The sequence below is a fragment of the Flavobacterium sp. genome (assembly GCF_035292545.1).
In the GTDB taxonomy this organism is placed as follows: domain Bacteria; phylum Bacteroidota; class Bacteroidia; order Flavobacteriales; family Flavobacteriaceae; genus Flavobacterium.
In genome coordinates this window covers 16,976-33,990 of the sequence record NZ_DATDPV010000059.1, presented here as the reverse complement: position 1 = coordinate 33,990, position 17,015 = coordinate 16,976, and the positions used below count along the sequence as shown (strand labels likewise).

The 17,015-nt window shown below is 33.5% G+C and carries 15 protein-coding genes and 1 pseudogene; 5 read left to right on the top strand and 11 right to left on the bottom strand.

Annotated elements, in window-relative coordinates; translation table 11 throughout:
* Positions 1 to 32: 32 nt before the first annotated feature.
* The 5 genes from VI621_RS10145 to VI621_RS10125 form a co-directional block, all read right to left on the bottom strand.
* Entirely contained in the window at positions 33 to 845 is an 813-nt protein-coding gene (locus VI621_RS10145) for an SDR family oxidoreductase (RefSeq protein ID WP_324218271.1), read from the bottom strand.
* 53 nt (positions 846 to 898) lie between these two features.
* Positions 899 to 1,291, bottom strand: a complete 393-nt coding sequence (locus tag VI621_RS10140) for a heme-binding protein (RefSeq protein WP_324218270.1) — start codon at positions 1,289 to 1,291, stop codon at positions 899 to 901.
* A gap of 493 nt (positions 1,292 to 1,784) precedes the next feature.
* Positions 1,785 to 2,711: an AraC family transcriptional regulator gene (locus VI621_RS10135; protein ID WP_324218269.1), complete on the bottom strand. Its 927-nt coding sequence runs from the start codon at positions 2,709 to 2,711 to the stop codon at positions 1,785 to 1,787.
* 156 nt (positions 2,712 to 2,867) lie between these two features.
* Positions 2,868 to 4,073 carry a low temperature requirement protein A gene (locus tag VI621_RS10130; RefSeq protein WP_324218268.1) on the bottom strand — a complete coding sequence of 402 codons (1,206 nt, stop codon included), beginning with the start codon at positions 4,071 to 4,073 and terminating at the stop codon, positions 2,868 to 2,870.
* 131 nt (positions 4,074 to 4,204) lie between these two features.
* On the bottom strand, positions 4,205 to 5,008 hold the full coding sequence (locus VI621_RS10125; RefSeq protein WP_324218267.1) for an SDR family oxidoreductase: 804 nt from the start codon (positions 5,006 to 5,008) through the stop codon (positions 4,205 to 4,207).
* Positions 5,009 to 5,370: 362 nt separating this feature from the next.
* Here VI621_RS10125 and VI621_RS10120 point away from each other — a divergent pair, with 362 nt between their 5' ends.
* Complete coding sequence (locus VI621_RS10120) at positions 5,371 to 5,832, top strand: DoxX family protein (protein ID WP_324218266.1); 462 nt, start codon at positions 5,371 to 5,373, stop codon at positions 5,830 to 5,832.
* Between the two features lie 45 nt (positions 5,833 to 5,877).
* Here VI621_RS10120 and VI621_RS10115 read toward each other — a convergent pair whose 3' ends face one another.
* Together VI621_RS10115 and VI621_RS10110 are read right to left on the bottom strand one after the other, a co-directional pair.
* Entirely contained in the window at positions 5,878 to 6,057 is a 180-nt protein-coding gene (locus VI621_RS10115) for a DUF2798 domain-containing protein (RefSeq protein WP_324218285.1), read from the bottom strand.
* A gap of 118 nt (positions 6,058 to 6,175) precedes the next feature.
* Positions 6,176 to 6,994 carry an SDR family NAD(P)-dependent oxidoreductase gene (locus VI621_RS10110; RefSeq protein ID WP_324218265.1) on the bottom strand — a complete coding sequence of 273 codons (819 nt, stop codon included), beginning with the start codon at positions 6,992 to 6,994 and terminating at the stop codon, positions 6,176 to 6,178.
* Positions 6,995 to 7,488: 494 nt separating this feature from the next.
* Between VI621_RS10110 and VI621_RS10105 the strand changes: the two genes are divergently transcribed.
* Both VI621_RS10105 and VI621_RS10100 read left to right on the top strand, forming a co-directional pair.
* Positions 7,489 to 8,076, top strand: coding sequence for a TetR/AcrR family transcriptional regulator (locus VI621_RS10105; RefSeq protein ID WP_324218264.1), 588 nt, complete (start codon positions 7,489 to 7,491; stop codon positions 8,074 to 8,076).
* Positions 8,077 to 8,268: 192 nt separating this feature from the next.
* Positions 8,269 to 9,177: an oxidoreductase gene (locus tag VI621_RS10100; protein WP_324218263.1), complete on the top strand. Its 909-nt coding sequence runs from the start codon at positions 8,269 to 8,271 to the stop codon at positions 9,175 to 9,177.
* Here the strand turns inward: VI621_RS10100 and VI621_RS14835 are convergent.
* A pseudogene (locus tag VI621_RS14835) lies at positions 9,122 to 9,256 on the bottom strand (hypothetical protein); the annotation flags it as partial. The gene VI621_RS10100 and the pseudogene VI621_RS14835 sit on opposite strands and share 56 nt — an antisense overlap.
* A gap of 30 nt (positions 9,257 to 9,286) precedes the next feature.
* Between VI621_RS14835 and VI621_RS10095 the strand changes: the two are divergent.
* Positions 9,287 to 10,099 carry an AraC family transcriptional regulator gene (locus VI621_RS10095; protein ID WP_324218262.1) on the top strand — a complete coding sequence of 271 codons (813 nt, stop codon included), beginning with the start codon at positions 9,287 to 9,289 and terminating at the stop codon, positions 10,097 to 10,099.
* A 176-nt stretch (positions 10,100 to 10,275) separates the two neighbouring features.
* Here the strand turns inward: VI621_RS10095 and VI621_RS10090 are convergent, their stop codons facing one another.
* Both VI621_RS10090 and VI621_RS10085 read right to left on the bottom strand, forming a co-directional pair.
* Positions 10,276 to 11,064, bottom strand: a complete 789-nt coding sequence (locus VI621_RS10090) for a helix-turn-helix domain-containing protein (RefSeq protein WP_414655491.1) — start codon at positions 11,062 to 11,064, stop codon at positions 10,276 to 10,278.
* Positions 11,065 to 11,143: 79 nt separating this feature from the next.
* Positions 11,144 to 11,980 (bottom strand): SDR family oxidoreductase, encoded by an 837-nt coding sequence (locus tag VI621_RS10085; RefSeq protein ID WP_324218260.1) that lies wholly within the window; start codon positions 11,978 to 11,980, stop codon positions 11,144 to 11,146.
* 423 nt (positions 11,981 to 12,403) lie between these two features.
* Between VI621_RS10085 and VI621_RS10080 the strand changes: the two genes are divergently transcribed.
* Positions 12,404 to 13,285 (top strand): SdiA-regulated domain-containing protein, encoded by an 882-nt coding sequence (locus tag VI621_RS10080; protein ID WP_324218259.1) that lies wholly within the window; start codon positions 12,404 to 12,406, stop codon positions 13,283 to 13,285.
* Here the strand turns inward: VI621_RS10080 and VI621_RS10075 are convergent.
* Positions 13,268 to 17,002: a metallophosphoesterase gene (locus tag VI621_RS10075; protein ID WP_324218258.1), complete on the bottom strand. Its 3,735-nt coding sequence runs from the start codon at positions 17,000 to 17,002 to the stop codon at positions 13,268 to 13,270. The genes VI621_RS10080 and VI621_RS10075 overlap by 18 nt on opposite strands.
* Between the last annotated feature and the right edge of the window lie 13 nt (positions 17,003 to 17,015).

The following is a 17,015-nucleotide window of genomic DNA, read 5'->3' as shown; positions in this document are numbered from 1 at the left end:
CTGGAGTGTTTAACTCCAGTTTTTAGTATTATTTAGATTCTATTTTCCCAAGCATTCAGTTGGTGCTCTTTTAGCATGTCTTCCACAAATTGAGGCACTACATTTCTAAATTTACCTTCTTCTTTAGGAACGATTTCAATCATGGCATTGATCATTTCTGAGGCATCAAGTGTTCCTTCTGGTGTGCCAAGTAAGCTGTCAAAAGTTGCTCTTAAGTCGGCTTTTTTAGTGAAGTTCACTTCGTCGTCCATCCAACGGAAAGGAGCATCGGCCATAGTTTCATTAAATCCGGTAAGATAAGCGCCAGGATTAATGGTTTGGATTTGAATGTTGTATGGTTTAACTTCTTGTTGCAAGGCTTCGGCTATGGCTTCAAGAGCATGTTTAGTAGAAACATAGATTCCAAAACCAGCCGGAGTAAACAAACCACCCATTGAAGAAGTGTATACAATTTTTCCTTTTTTACCTGCTTTTATCCATTTAGAGATGAATTTTTGAGAAATGGCTAATGGAGCAAAAACATTGGTTTGAAAATTTTTCTCTACTAAATCCATTGGCATTTCAAATACAGGTCCAGCTTCTCCGATACCGGCATTACTAAAGAAAATGTCAATATCCCATGTAAGCGCATTTTTCACGTCATATTGATCTAAGATATCCAGTTTCTCCACTCTAAGGTTTTTTTCAAGTCCAAGCGCTTTTACTTTTTCGCGAAGCGCTGTTACCTGCGGATAAATTTGAACCCCAGCTATTACTGTATGTCCCAATTGTGCTAAACCGATTGCTGCACCTTCTCCAAATCCTGAACCTGCTCCTGTAATTAAAATTGTTTTCGTAGTTTCCATGATGTTTAAAATTTTATTGTTGCTAATGATTGTGATTTTTGAATAATTTATTTTTAAATAAGACTTCCTGCAACAGCAATTTCGAAGTCCTGATCCGGGCTTCCGCCAGAAACTCCTATGTAGCCAATAATCTGATCGTTAGATTTTATGGGTACTCCACCTTTAAATCCTACCAGACCGCCGCTGGTGTTAATCATCCCGTAGGCTTTATGAACAGGATCAAGGAATGTGCCTACTTCCTCTGAATTCATTCGGAAAAGCATGGCTGTTTTTGCTTTGCCAAAAGCAATATCTATTGAGCCAAGATAGGCGTCGTCCATGCGGATAAAACTTTTTAAATATCCAGCAGTGTCTACAATGACAATGTTGGCAGCTACATTAATTTCTGTCGCTTTGCTGGTAGCTTGATTCAGCACTTTCTGAGTTTGTGTGGCTGTAATTTCCATAATGTTAGTTTTAAGATTTATGAATGATTTTTTTAATATCAATACTTTTAGTATTAATTATATGTCAAAATTAAAGCAATAGAACAGCCTAGCACTTAGGATAAACAGCCGTGGATTTATGAATATCAAACATTTGATATTGGATTCATTATTTTGAGGTTAATTTAAGTTTAAAGGCTATGGATACAGGAAGTGAGAATGTTTATTTCACAGATTTTCTAGTTCAAAAACAACGAATTTTTATAACTAAACGAATCTAATATAATAGTGAAATAAATTTAGGATCGGAGTATTATTAAAATGTTTTAGGAATACAAATTAAAGGCCGAAGAAATGGCTCAATAAAGTCTTTATCTTGGGATACTGATTTCCATATACTCTATACTGCAATAATAGTCTAAATATATTATTCAGCTATTTTTTTTAAAATGCTAAAAAACAAAAAAACCGATAGATCGTATGGATTTATCGGCTTTTCTTAAAATTATTAATCTTACACTGAAATATTATATGCTTTTCTAAATTCAGAAGGAGTAACACCTGTATTTTTCTTGAAAAAGAAATTAAAATTCGGCTGGTCAGAAAAACCTACGGAATAACTTATTTCCTGTAATGTCCAAACTGTTTGCAACAGCATAGCTTTAGATTCATCAAGAATGCGATTTCTGATGTGTGTACTTACATTTTGACCAGTATACTTTTTAAGAAGTTTGTTCAGGTAATTAGGATGAAGCGATAGCGAGGTTGCAAATTCTTTTGCAGTTCTTAGCTTTATAGGTTTTTCAAAATTGATATTAGATGTTTCATCTTCAAGAAGATTAAAAAACTTATGTACATGTGAAAATTCAGGTGTTACAGCATCAGGTTGCGGAAACTTAGCGGCACGAAAACTTTCAATCATGATGAGCTGCATATAGGCCTGAATCGATTCATTATTAAAATCATTCCCTTCCAGTTCTTCGTTTTCCATTTTTTCCCACAAAAGATTAAAACTGGAAACGGAAGTCTCGTCAAGCTGAATAACACTTTTTGATTTGTCGTTAAAAGCTCCAAGCTTATCCATAGTAGACTTAAAGGTAGGATGATTGTTGATGTAATCCTTTTTAAACAATACAAAATATCCTTCGGACACGTCCGAGAGCGATTTCCATGAAATAATATCATTGGGATGTATGAAAATTAGGGTCGGTTCTTCAATATTATAAGTGTTTAAACCTAATGTAAATATCCCTTTACCTCCAGTAATCATTAAAATTTTGTAGAAATTCCGTCTATTTGGTGAAAGGTAATTACTGCAGTTGTATTTGCGACGATTTACCACTTTTATTGGCCAATCTTCAAAAAACTCACGTAGTACAGGAACTAAATCGGGTATATCTCGCAGCATATTGATTGTCTTGGTATCTATGGTCTCTTTCATAATACAAAAATTAATGTAAAATTAAAATAAATTTGTAAAAAATACAATTTTTAAAAAGACTTTTAAAACTCAAACAATATAGAAATAGCAATGATATAGGTTAGTAATAATTCCTTAGAAAGTTTGAAATTCATAATTTTATTTGGCTTCATCGGGTCATTTTTTTTTACCAACTTTAAAATTAATCCAACCTATTGTTCCTGCTAAAACAGGAAGGAGCAGTAGCACGGTAATTAAAGACATAAAACCCAACACCGAAAGTAAATTACTAAAAAAGGTGAGTAATAAAACCAATACTGCACTTAATAATGCTAATTTGCTAGTGGGGTAGGTATGAGAAAGCTCTTCGGTATCATGCTCCCTAATATAGGTTAGCGCTATTATACTGATTAAAATTGTTATCAATGCGATACCAAATATCCATTTAATGATAGTATCCGAAGGACTATTTTCGGGAGATAATATGGCTCTTGTGCAGGCTCCAACAACCCCAATAGCAAAAAGAAGAATTAGATTAAGGTAATCAATCAGGACAAAATACCGATATCCAATCTTTACTTTCTTGTTGCCTATCATACCGAAATATATCCACCAAAGCAAAAAAGAAATAATGATCCCAACAGTAAACTCGGTCCACTCATAAAAGCCTTTCACAGGTATATTTGCAATGGTATCAATTATCCCAAAAACGGTTTCTCCTAATACTATAATTGCAAAAAGACCATAGCGTTCCACCATAGTTGCTGATAGGGTAAAGATTTCACCTCGTTTTTTTAATTCTTTTTTTATGGTATTTGCGCTGACAAGACTCGTACTTAAATTGAGTAGCAACGCAAAAGCCCATAAAATTAATGCAGTGTTGTAGTCTAAACCAATAGATGTAATAAAAAGCAGGACACTGATACTGTAATTCAACACATAATACCTGTTCAATGGCTTATGGGAAGGATCAAAGTGGCCTGTGCTCCACCATAAATAGGTAATAATTAGTTGTACTAGCGTAAACGAAATTGCAAATGGTTGGTGATGTTCTTTAAAAAGATCGGTAAGGGTTACTGCAACAGCTGCAATGGCTATGATTTGGAGTAATGTAAATAAACGTGTTCGAATTTCATTATTGCCATGTAGATCATGATACAAACTCCCATTCGTCCATGACCAATAAATAAAAGCGAATATAAAAAAGGTAAATCCAAGCTCCTGCCAGCTCATGTTTATTGATAAATATTGTGTCAGGTGGCCGATAGTTGCGGCATAAACTAAATCATAAAACAATTCCAGCCAGCTAACTTTTCGTTCGTCTTCCCGTTCAGAAAAACTGTTTGGAGATCCCCACCATAATGTTGCTTTTTTAATTTTCATGGGACATAATTTATATTTTATACTGAATTTTACAACACACTTAAAGCTTCATTTTGAATAGTATTGTACTAAGGAAAGCCGGCTTAACCGACTTTCCTTTTTCTTATTATATTGAATAGAAGCTTTGATAATTAGATTCTATTTTCCCAAGCATTCAGTTGGTGCTCTTTTAGCATGTCTTCCACAAATTGAGGCACTACATTTCTAAATTTACCTTCTTCTTTAGGCACGATTTCAATCATGGCATTGATCATTTCTGTGGCATCAAGTGTTCCTTCCGGTGTGCCAAGTAAGCTGTCAAAAGTTGCTCTTAAGTCGGCTTTTTTAGTGAAGTTCACTTCGTCATCCATCCAACGGAAAGGAGCATCGGCCATAGTTTCGTTAAATCCGGTAAGATAAGCACCAGGATTAATGGTTTGGATTTGAATGTTGTACGGTTTAACTTCTTGTTGCAAGGCTTCGGCTATGGCTTCAAGAGCATGTTTAGTAGAAACATATATCCCAAAACCTGCAGGAGTAAACAAACCACCCATTGAAGAAGTGTATACTATTTTTCCTTTTTTTCCTCCTTTAATCCATTTAGAGATGAATTTTTGAGAAATGGCTAATGGAGCAAATACGTTGGTTTGAAAATTTTTCTCTACCAAATCCATTGGCATTTCAAATGCAGGTCCAGCTTCTCCGATACCGGCATTACTAAAGAAAATGTCAATATCCCAAGTAAGGGCATTTTTCACGTCATACTGATCCAAGATATCCAGTTTTTCCACTCTAAGGTTTTTTTCAAGTCCAAGGGCTTTTACTTTTTCGCGAAGCGCTGTTACCTGAGGATAAATTTGAACTCCGGCTATTACTGTATGTCCCAATTGTGCTAAACCGATTGCTGCACCTTCTCCAAATCCTGAACCTGCTCCTGTAATTAAAATTGTTTTCATAGTTTTCATAATTTTGTTTTTTAATATTAATTTAATGGTTTAATTTTCTTTGTTAATTTCTATTTTTAAATGTTGTTTTGCAGTACTGTTATTTTGTTATTGCAAAGTTGGCTTAAAACTAAAACCTAGGTTATAGGAATAGAAATCCTGTTTTTATGAATATCAAACCTTGATAAAAATATTTTTATGAATAAGCTGGATTTTGATACTCTTTAAGTGGAGCAAAATTTAAATAATGATAAAGAGGGCAGCAATAAATACGATGTTTTTTTAATTCAAATGAAAGTCCTAATTTGATTTACAATTCTTAATTTTACTATTAGATTAAAAAACAAAAGCGAACAAAAACATAATTATATCCTATGGAAACTATTGATACGATACTTCAAACAGAGGCAGATTATGTTTTTACCATCATAAGAGTCGTAGCAGGAATTATTATCTTTCCTTATGGCATGCAAAAACTATTAGGTTGGTTTGATGATTTTGGAGGAGGTGTTGGCATTAACGCTTCGTTAAATAGCTTTAAAGAAAAAAGAATTCCTCTATTTCTTGCCTGGATGGTTATTATAGGGCAATCTATAGGGAGTGTAATGCTGATAATAGGTTTTATGGGAAGATTTGCTGCTATATGTAATTTTATCATTTTTACCGGCGCCCTTTTTAATCATTTACCGGATGGATGGACAGTGAATTGGTCTGGTAAAAAGAGGGGAGAGGGTATCGAGTACTTTATATTATTACTGACTTTGCTTTTAATTATTGCAATAAAAGGCAGCGGTGCATATTCCATAGATTATTGGTTAGCTCTTCAAGGTCAATAGTAGTTGTAGGGTTATTGCATTTTAGATTGCCTAGTATATTACCTTTTATTTATATATTCTGTCTATTAACTTTTGTACTAGAGGACCAATAATTATTATGGCTGGGACCACTATTAAATAGGATAGTAACCATGATTTCAACCATACTTTAAAAAATCGGTCTGAAAAACCTAAATTTATGGCTATTAAGCTAAAAGATATTATTCCTGTTGTAATTACACCCATAATCAGTGCAAATGTTATTTTCTGTTTCATTATAAATTACTAATTATTCTTTTATCAAGCGATTTTATATAATGGCGTATCAGTTTAATTTATAAACTGATACGCTGTCTTTATTTAATTAATTTCCGTGAGCATCATCAGAAACTTCTTTCCATTCTTCCCAACTTTTTAAGCGTTGTTCATAAGTATGCTTTACTGCTGGAAACGCGACTTTACCAAGAAGTAATCGTAAAGGAGGATTTTCGGAATCCACAATTTTAATTATCGCAGCTGTAGTTGCCTCTGGTTTTCCAAACATGTCAGGAGTCAGACCATCTTGAAAAGCTTGTTTTAGAGGAGCATATGTTTCTGTAGCTTGCGTTTGAATGGCTGAAGCTCCGCCCCAATCGGTGGAAAACCCATTAGGCTCAATCATTGTAACTTTAATCCCAAAACTAGCCACTTCAGTGGCAAGCGTTTCACTTAATCCTTCAACTGCAAATTTTGAAGCATTGTAAAGCCCTAATACAGGAAGTGTCATTAATCCTAAAAAGCTTGAAACTTGTATGATATGTCCACTTTTTTGTTCTCTCATGATAGGTAAAACGGCTTGCGTTACCCAAAGAAGCCCAAAGAAATTGGTTTCCATTTGATCTCTGGCCTCTTTTTCGGTAGTTTCTTCAATGGCACCAAACAATCCATAACCGGCATTATTAATAAGGACGTCAATACGTCCAAAATAGTCTTTTGCAGATTTGATAGCTGTAAAACAATCTTCCCTATTATTGACATCTAATTGTATTGGAAGTACGGCATCACCATATTTTGCTTTCAAATCTGAAAGCGTATCCAGATTTCTTGCTGTTACGGCTACTTTATCACCGCGTTTTAAAAATGCTTCTGCCCAAAGTTTTCCAAACCCTCGAGAAGCTCCTGTAATTAAAATTGTTTTTGTCATGATTTTTTTAAATTATTTAATTTACATTAGTGACCACTTGGTCATTTTTTTTATCAAAAAGCATTTGCTATTTTTTGATGGTAGCTATTTTCCTTTCTTAAATAGATTGCAAATATAATGACCGATTGGTCATTTTTAAAATAATTTGGAATAAATTTTTAATAAATTCTAAAATTGTTAATTATACTACTATAAGTAATTAATGAAGCTAATTTATATAACTAATTGATTTATAATTATTTAATTAATATTTGTTTTTGTAATTTGTAAAAACATAAGATTAACTTTTTTATTAAGTTTTTTTTGATTCTTTCATAATTCGACTTGAATTATTTGTAGTTTGATTCTATTTTTATAAGGGATATTTAATTTTTTTCTTTTGGAATAAGCTTAAGTATTGAATAAGTATTTAGTTTTAAATTGTTAATTTTTAAAAAATAATACTAATATGACCGTTTAGTCATATATCTTTGTAATGAATTTAGATTAACGATATGACTAAGGGAGAACAAACTAAGCAATTTATTATTGAACAGGCTGCGCCAATATTTAATACGAAAGGAATTGCCGCTACATCAATGAGTGATCTCATGGAATCCACTAAACTTTCAAAGGGAAGTCTGTACGTGCATTTTGAAAATAAAGATATCCTTGCTTGTGCTGCAGTTGATTATAATATGAAAATACTAAAGGAAAAAGTAGCTACAGCTATAAATTCGTTTACCAATCCAAAAGATAAATTATTTGCTTATATCAATTTGTTTAACAACCCTCTGGAACCAATGGTAGTAGGAGGATGTCCTATACTTAATTTTGGTTCAGAAGCTGATGATACTAATGAGACCGTTAAACTAAAGGTCAACAAAGTAATTAATCTAAGTCAGGAAATCATTGCTGAAATCATTCAAGAGGGTATTAATGCAGGTATTTTTAAACCTACTTGGGTTGCTGCTGAATTTGCTACAATTATGTTTGCCATGATTGAGGGTGGAATTATGATTTCTCGTATGGCGGGGAACAATAGTAAAATAGAAGTCATCTCAGTCTATTTAAAAAAACTAATCTCAGATCAAGTTGTTTAATTTAGTTAAGTCTTAGTCTCCTATAGGTTTATAATAGTACTGGTCTTATTAATTTGCTGCTGACTAGATGGAGCATTTTTGAATTTAGCTATCAAAATTTGATTGCCTACAATAAGTGATTAATTACTGTGCTTTAAAACAAACCAATATTGAGCTTTTTAGCAAAGTTTTCTTTTGAATAACTCTTGATCTTTGCAGAAACAAAATTTAAAAGCAATGACAAAAGTATGGTTTATTACAGGCAGTTCAAAAGGACTTGGCAGAAGCTTGGTTGAAGCAGTTGTAGCAAATGGCGACAAAGTAGTAGCTACGGCACGAAATGTAGAACAGTTAAATGATTTGGTTGAAAAGTTCTCAGATCAAATTTTGACACTTTCCTTAGATGTGAGTAACAAAAAGCAAATTTATTCATCTGTCAAGGAAGCGATAGAATACTTTGGAAAACTTGATGTATTAGTAAATAATGCAGGATTTGGTGTCATAGGTGCTACAGAAGCTTTTACGGATGAGCAGGTTAGCAGTCAATTATCGGTCAACTTATATGCGCCTATTGAAATAACCCGTGCTGTTTTACCTTATATGCGTAAACAACGTTCGGGACGCATACTTCAAATCAGTTCTGTTGGCGGCAGAGTTGGTAATGCAGGGCTGACGATATATCAAGCGGCAAAATTTGGTTTGGCCGGCTTTTCAGAAGCACTTAATAAAGAAGTTGTTTCTTTGGGTATCAAGGTTACATCAATAGAGCCTGGTAGTTTTCGCACGGATTGGGCTGGCGCATCTATGACTTTTGCCAAAGACATTGAGGGTTACGAAAGCACGGTAGGGGGAATCAAAAAATTTTTGACATCAGGGGCATTTACTCCTCTAGGAGATCCAAGAAAAGCAGCCGAAGTAATGCTCGCGTTGGTAAATCATCCAGAACCACCTGAGCATTTGGTATTAGGTAGTGAAGCTGTTGCTATTTTAAGTAGTGCAGACGAAAGTAGAAAAGCAGAATTTGAAAAATGGCTACCTGTAAGTACTTCAACTGACCATGATGATGCTGAAAATATGTTTGAATCGGAAGAAGGAAAAAAATTTCTAAGTCAAAAGGAATAAAACTTAAAGAATAATTTTCTAAATTAAATGTATTCCTAATTCTTCTATTTAGAGTAGAGTAACTGGTCCTTGGATAAATCTATAAATATTTTTATTAGCTGTATAGCAAATGAAACCTGAAAACAAAAACATAAAATCTTTAGGTATTTTATATTCCTGTTACCATCAAAAAAGTAGAGAAGGAGAACAATTCGTGCCTGAACATGTTTTGATTTATCAAATTGCGGGTTCTCTTATTCTTAACGACGCAAACAAGGAATATGAAGCAGAAGAAGGTTCGTTTTATTTTATTAAGAGGAATCAATTGCTAAAATTTAAAAAGCAACCCCCGGTAAATGGCGAATTTAAATCGTTGAGCATTTACTTGAATCAAGAAACACTAAAAAATTTCAGCATGGAATACAGGGTATCTTATGAAAAAAACCAGCAAGACCCTGACCCTGTATTTCATCTGAAAACAAATCGTTTCTTGAAAGCCTATGTTAACTCTTTGCTGGAATATCATCTAAACAATATTTCGAATAATCAGCAGCTTTTAGAAGTAAAACTAAAGGAAGGGCTAATACTGCTACTGGAAACCAATCCAGAATTGAAAAATTTTCTTTTCGATTTCAATGAGCCACACAAAATAAACTTGGAAGCGTTTATGAATAAAAATTACCATTTCAACGTTCATTTAGAACGATTTGCCTATTTAACAGGCAGAAGTCTTGCGACTTTTAAACGTGATTTCGAAAAAATATTCCATACCACTCCACGTCGTTGGTTGCAACAAAAAAGATTAAAGGAAGCCTATTATCTGATAAAAGAGAAGGGAAAAATGGCAACAGAAATCTATCATGATTTAGGATTCGAAGATCTTTCCCATTTTTCATATGCTTTTAAGAAAACTTTTGGTGAAAGTCCCTCAAAAATCAGTTAATATATGCTCATAGATAAGCAGAAGATCACTATACTATGACATTACCTCGCTTTTACTTTCAGTACTTAAAGGAAATTTGGCACACTTACTTTTGGTTTTTAGAACAAGTAGAAGCAACGTATTATAGCAGCATAAATATTTGTTGCAGGTTCTTATTATTTTTAGTCTAAATATTATTAAGCTTTAGATGGAGCCACTCCAAACTCTTTCTTAAAGGCATATGAAAAATGGGAAAGATCTTCAAATCCTACTTCCAGATAAACATCCGAAGGTTTCATGCTCTTTTTTGTTATAAGGTAATAGGCTTCTTCCAATCGTTTTCTCACTAACCAACGACCTGGAGTGGTATGGAATATTTTTTCGAAATCACGTTTAAAGGTAGTCAGACTTCGTCCGCTCATGTAGCCAAAGCGTTCTATACTTATATTGAACCGAAAGTTGCGATTCATAAATGCTTCAAGGTCGACTTTTCCTGGTTCGCTGAAGTCAAATAATATATTTTTTAAATCGGGATTCGTTTTCAGTAAAAGTAATACTGCTTCTTTAGTTTTTAATAAAAGAAGATCTTCGTTTTCTTGTCCATCTAAATCGAAATAAGGAGACAAGGAGTGAACATACTTTTCTAGCAATCTATCTGTTTTTATTTTTATAACAGCATCTTCGTTAGTAATATCGTTGACAGTGTATCCAAATTCCCTGCTGAAATCTCTTAAAAAATTTTGGGTCAGGCTGATGGAGATTGTTTTATACTCTCCATTTTCAGGTGGCAGTTTGATGTATTTTGCCAACCGATTTCTTTTTGCAAGGCAAAATTCCCCAGTCTTTACAATATATTCTTTGTTGGCATCATTAATAATAAGTGATCCGGATAATTGATACAAAAAGATATGTTCTGGAATGAACTGCTCGTTGGACAAATTTCTTGTCACATAACAAGAATAAAGGATATTATTACTCGAGACCATATTTTACAAGTAAGTTAATAATAGTATTGCAAATTTAAACAGAATCGTTATGCATATAGTCATAACGATTCTGTATTTTTTACTTTTTCATAAATTTTAAGTAGCTATTTTTAACCGAATTAATGTATTCCTGATCTAGCATACTCGCTCTATTAGCTATGCGTTTGTTGAAATCTTCGTTTCCTATTGCGTACCTCAATGTATCTTTTCCATCAGTAGCTGCTTCATAGATAACAGCAGCCACATCTTCGGCTGAAGCCAGACCCATATCGATCATGCTTTCAAATAGTTTTCCTGTGGCAGCTAGAAAATCATCATAATCTTCGAGTGATTTATTATCTACGGCTTTTTCTCTGCTTACCTTGGTAAAATTGGTTGTAGTTCCTCCAGGTTCAATGATTTTTACACCAATGTTTAAAGCGTTTAGTTCAAAGGATAATGCTTCCGAAAAACCTTCTAAAGCAAATTTAGAAGCGGCATATAAAGAGATTAAAGGCAAGGTAAAACGCCCAGCTCCCGAACTGATATTGATAATCATGCCGCCTTTATTTTCCCTGAAATGAGGCAATATGGTTCGGATGGTATTCATCACTCCAAAAACATTTATTTCAAATTGGGTTTGTACTTTGTCTTCTCGAATGGCTTCAAATATGCCAAACTCACCATAGCCCGCATTGTTTACGATTGCATTTATTTTTCCAAATTTTTCGATTCCGATTTGAATGGCGGAGCGAATGCTTTTAGGGTTTAGTACATCTAATTGGGTAACAAAAACACGATTCATTTTTGTCAGTTCTGTTTCGTTTTCAGGAGAACGCATTGTTGCAATTACATTCCAACCTTTTGTAGCAAAGAGTTTTGCCGTTGCTTTACCAATTCCCGATGATGTTCCGGTGATTAAAATTGTTTTATTCATGATGTTGAGTATTTTTTGAGACAAAGTTGCGATTTAAGTAGCTTACTCATTTTGCTGAGAAGTCCTAATTACTTTGTTGAGAAGTCCGATTGGTATGAATTTTTTGATTTTTAAACCTATATAAATTATAATTTATTTGCCAATGTTAATAAAATTGCATCACAATCGTAGGATTTTTTTTTTCTAATTTAAGTAGTTGGAATATTTATTGGAAGCAATTGCTTTTCGGATAGCTCCTTCTCTTTATATATAGGAACTAACAATGAGGAAAATCGTATTTAAGTGCTCGGGTAAAAATTTAGGTTGCAAAAAAACTTTTCTGTTGTGGATAAAGATTGTATTTTCCCGATTCAAAAAGAGTTCGCTGATATATCAGTGCAATTATTTAGTATAATAGATTATTTTTACATTTTCCTTTAAAATATGATGAAAACCTATTTTAATATTGCAGCCCTATTTTTTTTAACGGTCTCATGTAAAAATGATTCTGACTCGCTTATACCTTTTTTTGCATTATCAAATGATCTAAAAGAAATATCTGGAATTACTTATTTCCCAGAAAATAATTTGCTTTGGACTTTAGAAGACAGCGGCAATGCAAATTCAATTTATGGATTAAATTCCAATGGTGAAATAGTAAAAAATATAACCATCGAAAACACTGAAAATATTGATTGGGAAGATATTTCTAAAGACAAAGACGGGAATTTATACATTGGTGATTTTGGTAACAATGACAATGTACGTCAGGATTTGTGTATTTATAAAATCGATAAAAATTCATTAGATAACGAAAGTACAATACCTGAATACAAAATTTCATTTGCTTATCCGGAACAAAAAGATTTTCCGCCCAAAAAAACAGCAATGTTCTATGATGTTGAAGGTTTTTTTGAGTTTAAAAATAATTTCTATCTCTTTACCAAAAACCGGAGCAAAGGATTTGATGGCATTACATTTTTATATAAAGTTCCAAATGTATCAGGTTTTCATGAGGCAAAATTAATAGGTAAATTTAAGACTTGTGATAATTATAAGTACTGTGCAATAACAAGTGCTGCCATAAGTCCGGATGCTACTAAAGTAGTCCTTCTTAGCCATGATAAAATATGGTTGTTTGAAAATTTTAATGACGATAATTTTCTAAACGGCACCGGAACACCATTGGATTTAAACCATTTTTCCCAAAAAGAAGCCATTTGTTTTAAAGATGATGATACGTTACTTATTGCTGACGAAAGGATTAAGAAAACAGGAGGAAACGTGTATGAGGTGAGTCTTGAAAAACTAAAATCCAAACCCTAAACCAAAAGCAATTCTCGCTTTGTCATCATCACTTTTAAAATAAGTAAGCTTTGCTGTTATCACGTTTAGCCCATTAAGCCATAATCCACCACCAACAGATTGATGCCATTTCCGGGAATTTTCCGCATCTAACCATATTCTCCCGTAATCATATCCGGCCAAAACACCGTAAGTCATTGGCAAAATACTTTTTCTGATTTTTCCGATATTCCAGCGTAAATCAGTACTTTGAAAGAAAGATTTACTGCCTAAAAAGCGTTCGTTCCTAAAACCTCTCAAATCATAATCACCGCCTAGTGTTGCACCCTGGTAAAACTCAAAATCATCGTTAAATATAGCCTTACCTTTTACTAAAGTTGCTAAAACCAGTTTACCATTGGCATCTATTTTATGGTTGAAATTGAGTTTTCCTTCCAGTGTCGGGAAATTTATTGAGGTCTCTTGTAAGTTAATTTTCCAACTCCCAGTTACTGAAAATCCCATTCCCATTGTTGGAAGTGATTGATTATCGTAATTTTCAAAATTGTACCCAAGTTTAACTCCAGCAAATTGTTGATTTTTAAAAACTGTTGAATTTACATTGGTAGGCATATTTATAAATCGATTACTAGTTTCTTCCACTTCTATATTTTCAAAGCTAGTTTGAAAATTGATTTCGCTGCCATATCTCCCCACTTTTTTAAATGCAGGTACAACTTTAAGTTGCTTAATACGAACGCGATTGTAATCCATTCCAAAAACAGCATCATTATTGACGGTCTCATTGCCATACCCAAAATAATTAATTGTAAAATTTGGACTTGTGAATTGGAATTCTAAATCGAAATCCCATTTGCCTAATGATTTGGGATAATAGGCATCATACATCAATTCAAAACCATTTGTTGCAAAATAATAGTTGGCTTTGATTGTATGTTTTTGTGTGTAGGGATTTTGCTTGAAATTATTTATTGTATAGTTAGCTATAATTCCCAATTTTATGCCATCATCCGGGTTAAAGCCTAAAATCGGCAATCCTGAAAACACATTATATTTAGGTTTTTTGTAATCGTACAGGTTCAGATCGTAATCATCGGTCAAAATTGCTTTAGTTTTACGTTCTAAATCATATGAATTTCGTTTTGACCTAAAATCGTAAATCTTTACTTTTTTACCGTTTTCAATTGTGTAAGTATCATGATTTTGCCCGCCGATTAATTTGATATTTATGGTCGATTTTTCATTTCCTTTTACTTCAAAAACATCCTCATCGTCTAATCCATAAATCCAAATATTTTTGGTTTTTCTGGCATTATAAGTTTTGGTATAAAGTAATTCGTCACCTTCATTTTTTAATCGATAGACCTCTATATCGAGTTGATTTTTTACTTTATGGTGAATTATAAATTTATCTTTTTTATCAGTACCAACAATCAAAACTGTTTTTTGCAGCACTTTGTAATATTCAGAAGCATAGAGTTGGAGTTTGGTTTTTCTTAATTTTAACTTATGTTTAATACTTTCCAAAGTTTCGTCCTGAACCTCTATAGGTAAATTACTGAAAGCGGCATCGATATCTGCTTCCGAAAGGTTTTCCTGAATGTATTTTGCCTGATTTAGCCATTCTTTTTCGTTGGCAATTTTAAGAAAAGCAAGATCTAACGGATAAGGTTCCCGATTGAACCATTTTACATTTTTAATTTTCCCTTTAAAAGTTTGAAAATGACGCAGTGCCGGCATATTCATTAAAAGAGAAATCAATACCCCGTCGTATTTTGTAAAAGCTTGATCTCTATCGCGCGGAATGGGTTTGTAAATTATTTTTTTGTCCTCATTGTATTCACCCCAACGCCACTGATCCTCGTGCCTGTCCCAATCACCGATCAGCATGTCAAATAGTCGGGCTTTGATGTAGGCATTTTCATCAATGGTATATTTTTGATCTTTTTGAAGATTTTTCAGTACATCATCTGTTGCCAGAATAGCATTTGGCTTTCCAAAACTTTTTATTTCTTTTTGGGTATCGGACGGTCGTTCTTCCACCATATACAGTTCATCACCAAAATCGACATTAAACCCTTTTAATGCTTTATGCTTTGGTATATAATATAATACTGGGTTTGTATGAGAAACACCAATTTTATCTGCTAAATTACCCACTGCAAAAGGAGTATATGGATGCGAAGTGGTATAAAAATCAAACAAAAAATCCTCTGCATACGTATCTTCAAATTCGTATAAGATAAACTGATCTTTGAAAGCTACCGATTGCAGAAAGCGAGAAGCACTTTTTTTTAAGGCACGCATTACATATTCTTTTCCTTCTTTATTGACGATTTGTAATGATTTAGACTGATGTCCGCCTCCGGCGCGTTTTGGTTTTAAGCCCCCAAAAAGTGTGTCAATAGTTGCTGTAGCTGCCTCTATTGGCAAACTGTAGTATTTTCGATAATGCTTTCCAAAGAGAAATTTATAAAATCCGCTTTTATGGGTTTGTTTTTCTGAATATATAGCTGTTGTTGTAATTTTAGGAAATGAAGCGGGAAATTCTTGTGGCGAAGTGATGCTTGCTACATTTAATATGGATTGCTCAAAAAGCAGTTTTGCGTTATTGTTCTCCTCGCCATAAAAAGAAACTTTTGCAGCTCCATTTTCATAAATAGTAACCGTAGCGAAACCATTGCCACCATAAGAAAAGTCATTAGGGAATACGGTTTTTGCGGCTTCCGATTTTGAACCGGCACCGCTAATAATCTGCTTGATATTGTCTTTTTCAATATATTGCAAATTGTGGTCATGACCAGAAACCACAATAATATTATCCTGACTTTGCAATAATGTTTTAACGCGTTTGACAAAGCCTGTATAGTATTTGTTTTGAATGTCCTGTGGACTTACTCCAGATGTTTTTCGGATTAGATTAATGAAAGAACCCAAGACGGGTAATGGAATTTTTTGTTGCAATGGAAAGAGTTGTTTTTCTAATGAAAACTGACCACCATGTGTTCCATTTGTCATCAAAGGATGGTGAAGTGCCAGAATTACTGTTTTATCCTGGTTTTTATTCAGAAGATTTTCTAATTCATAAAAAAAAGCTTCCCGTGTTTTGATGTCGCAGTCCTCGTTGATTGTTGGATTTTTATCCCAGTCTTCCAAATACCATTGACTATCTACAGTGATCAAAGTCAGATTGTCATTTATTTTCAAATCATCAATGGCACAGCTTTTTCTTGGTAAAAATGATTTTTTATCATTGAGATAGTCGGTTACAAATTTGGCTTGACGTTGTAGTCCTTTAATACCGCTATACCAATCATGATTTCCAGGCAAAAAAATAGTTTTTCCTTTGAAATCTTTGGCTAGTTCCAGCTGATTCGTGAGTTTGATTTCTGCTAAAGCTCTTTCTTTTGGAGTGTCGGTATCCGGTAATCCTTTAGGATAGATATTATCACCAAGAAATAACAGCGTTGTATTCTCGTTTGCTTTTTTTAATTGATCGTTGAGTAGCGCAAGTGTTTGCTTGGCTTTTTGCTCATCGGCATTTCCTGCATCACCGATTAAATAGAAAGTATGCGCAATTTTTGAGCTATCAGCAACGTTTAATGGTACCGGATTTTTGATGTTTTTTCCCAATTGTACCTGATGTGTCGCACACGATTGAAAAATAAGTCCCGACAAAAAAAATATAAACGCCGCTTTATTTGATGTAATAAAACAATTATCCGGAAACAATTTCATAATTTAGTAATAT

What these genes read in the sequence shown, in the direction of transcription:
- VI621_RS10145 (WP_324218271.1), bottom strand. Translation starts at nt 845, where the DNA reads ATGGAAACTACGAAAACAATTTTAATTACAGGAGCAGGTTCAGGATTT.
- VI621_RS10140 (WP_324218270.1), bottom strand. Translation starts at nt 1,291, where the DNA reads ATGGAAATTACAGCCACACAAACTCAGAAAGTGCTGAATCAAGCTACC.
- VI621_RS10135 (WP_324218269.1), bottom strand. Translation starts at nt 2,711, where the DNA reads ATGAAAGAGACCATAGATACCAAGACAATCAATATGCTGCGAGATATA.
- VI621_RS10130 (WP_324218268.1), bottom strand. Translation starts at nt 4,073, where the DNA reads ATGAAAATTAAAAAAGCAACATTATGGTGGGGATCTCCAAACAGTTTT.
- VI621_RS10125 (WP_324218267.1), bottom strand. Translation starts at nt 5,008, where the DNA reads ATGAAAACAATTTTAATTACAGGAGCAGGTTCAGGATTTGGAGAAGGT.
- VI621_RS10120 (WP_324218266.1), top strand. Translation starts at nt 5,371, where the DNA reads ATGGAAACTATTGATACGATACTTCAAACAGAGGCAGATTATGTTTTT.
- VI621_RS10115 (WP_324218285.1), bottom strand. Translation starts at nt 6,057, where the DNA reads ATGGGTGTAATTACAACAGGAATAATATCTTTTAGCTTAATAGCCATA.
- VI621_RS10110 (WP_324218265.1), bottom strand. Translation starts at nt 6,994, where the DNA reads ATGACAAAAACAATTTTAATTACAGGAGCTTCTCGAGGGTTTGGAAAA.
- VI621_RS10105 (WP_324218264.1), top strand. Translation starts at nt 7,489, where the DNA reads ATGACTAAGGGAGAACAAACTAAGCAATTTATTATTGAACAGGCTGCG.
- VI621_RS10095 (WP_324218262.1), top strand. Translation starts at nt 9,287, where the DNA reads ATGAAACCTGAAAACAAAAACATAAAATCTTTAGGTATTTTATATTCC.
- VI621_RS10090 (WP_414655491.1), bottom strand. Translation starts at nt 11,064, where the DNA reads ATGGTCTCGAGTAATAATATCCTTTATTCTTGTTATGTGACAAGAAAT.
- VI621_RS10085 (WP_324218260.1), bottom strand. Translation starts at nt 11,980, where the DNA reads ATGAATAAAACAATTTTAATCACCGGAACATCATCGGGAATTGGTAAA.
- VI621_RS10080 (WP_324218259.1), top strand. Translation starts at nt 12,404, where the DNA reads ATGATGAAAACCTATTTTAATATTGCAGCCCTATTTTTTTTAACGGTC.
- VI621_RS10075 (WP_324218258.1), bottom strand. Translation starts at nt 17,002, where the DNA reads ATGAAATTGTTTCCGGATAATTGTTTTATTACATCAAATAAAGCGGCG.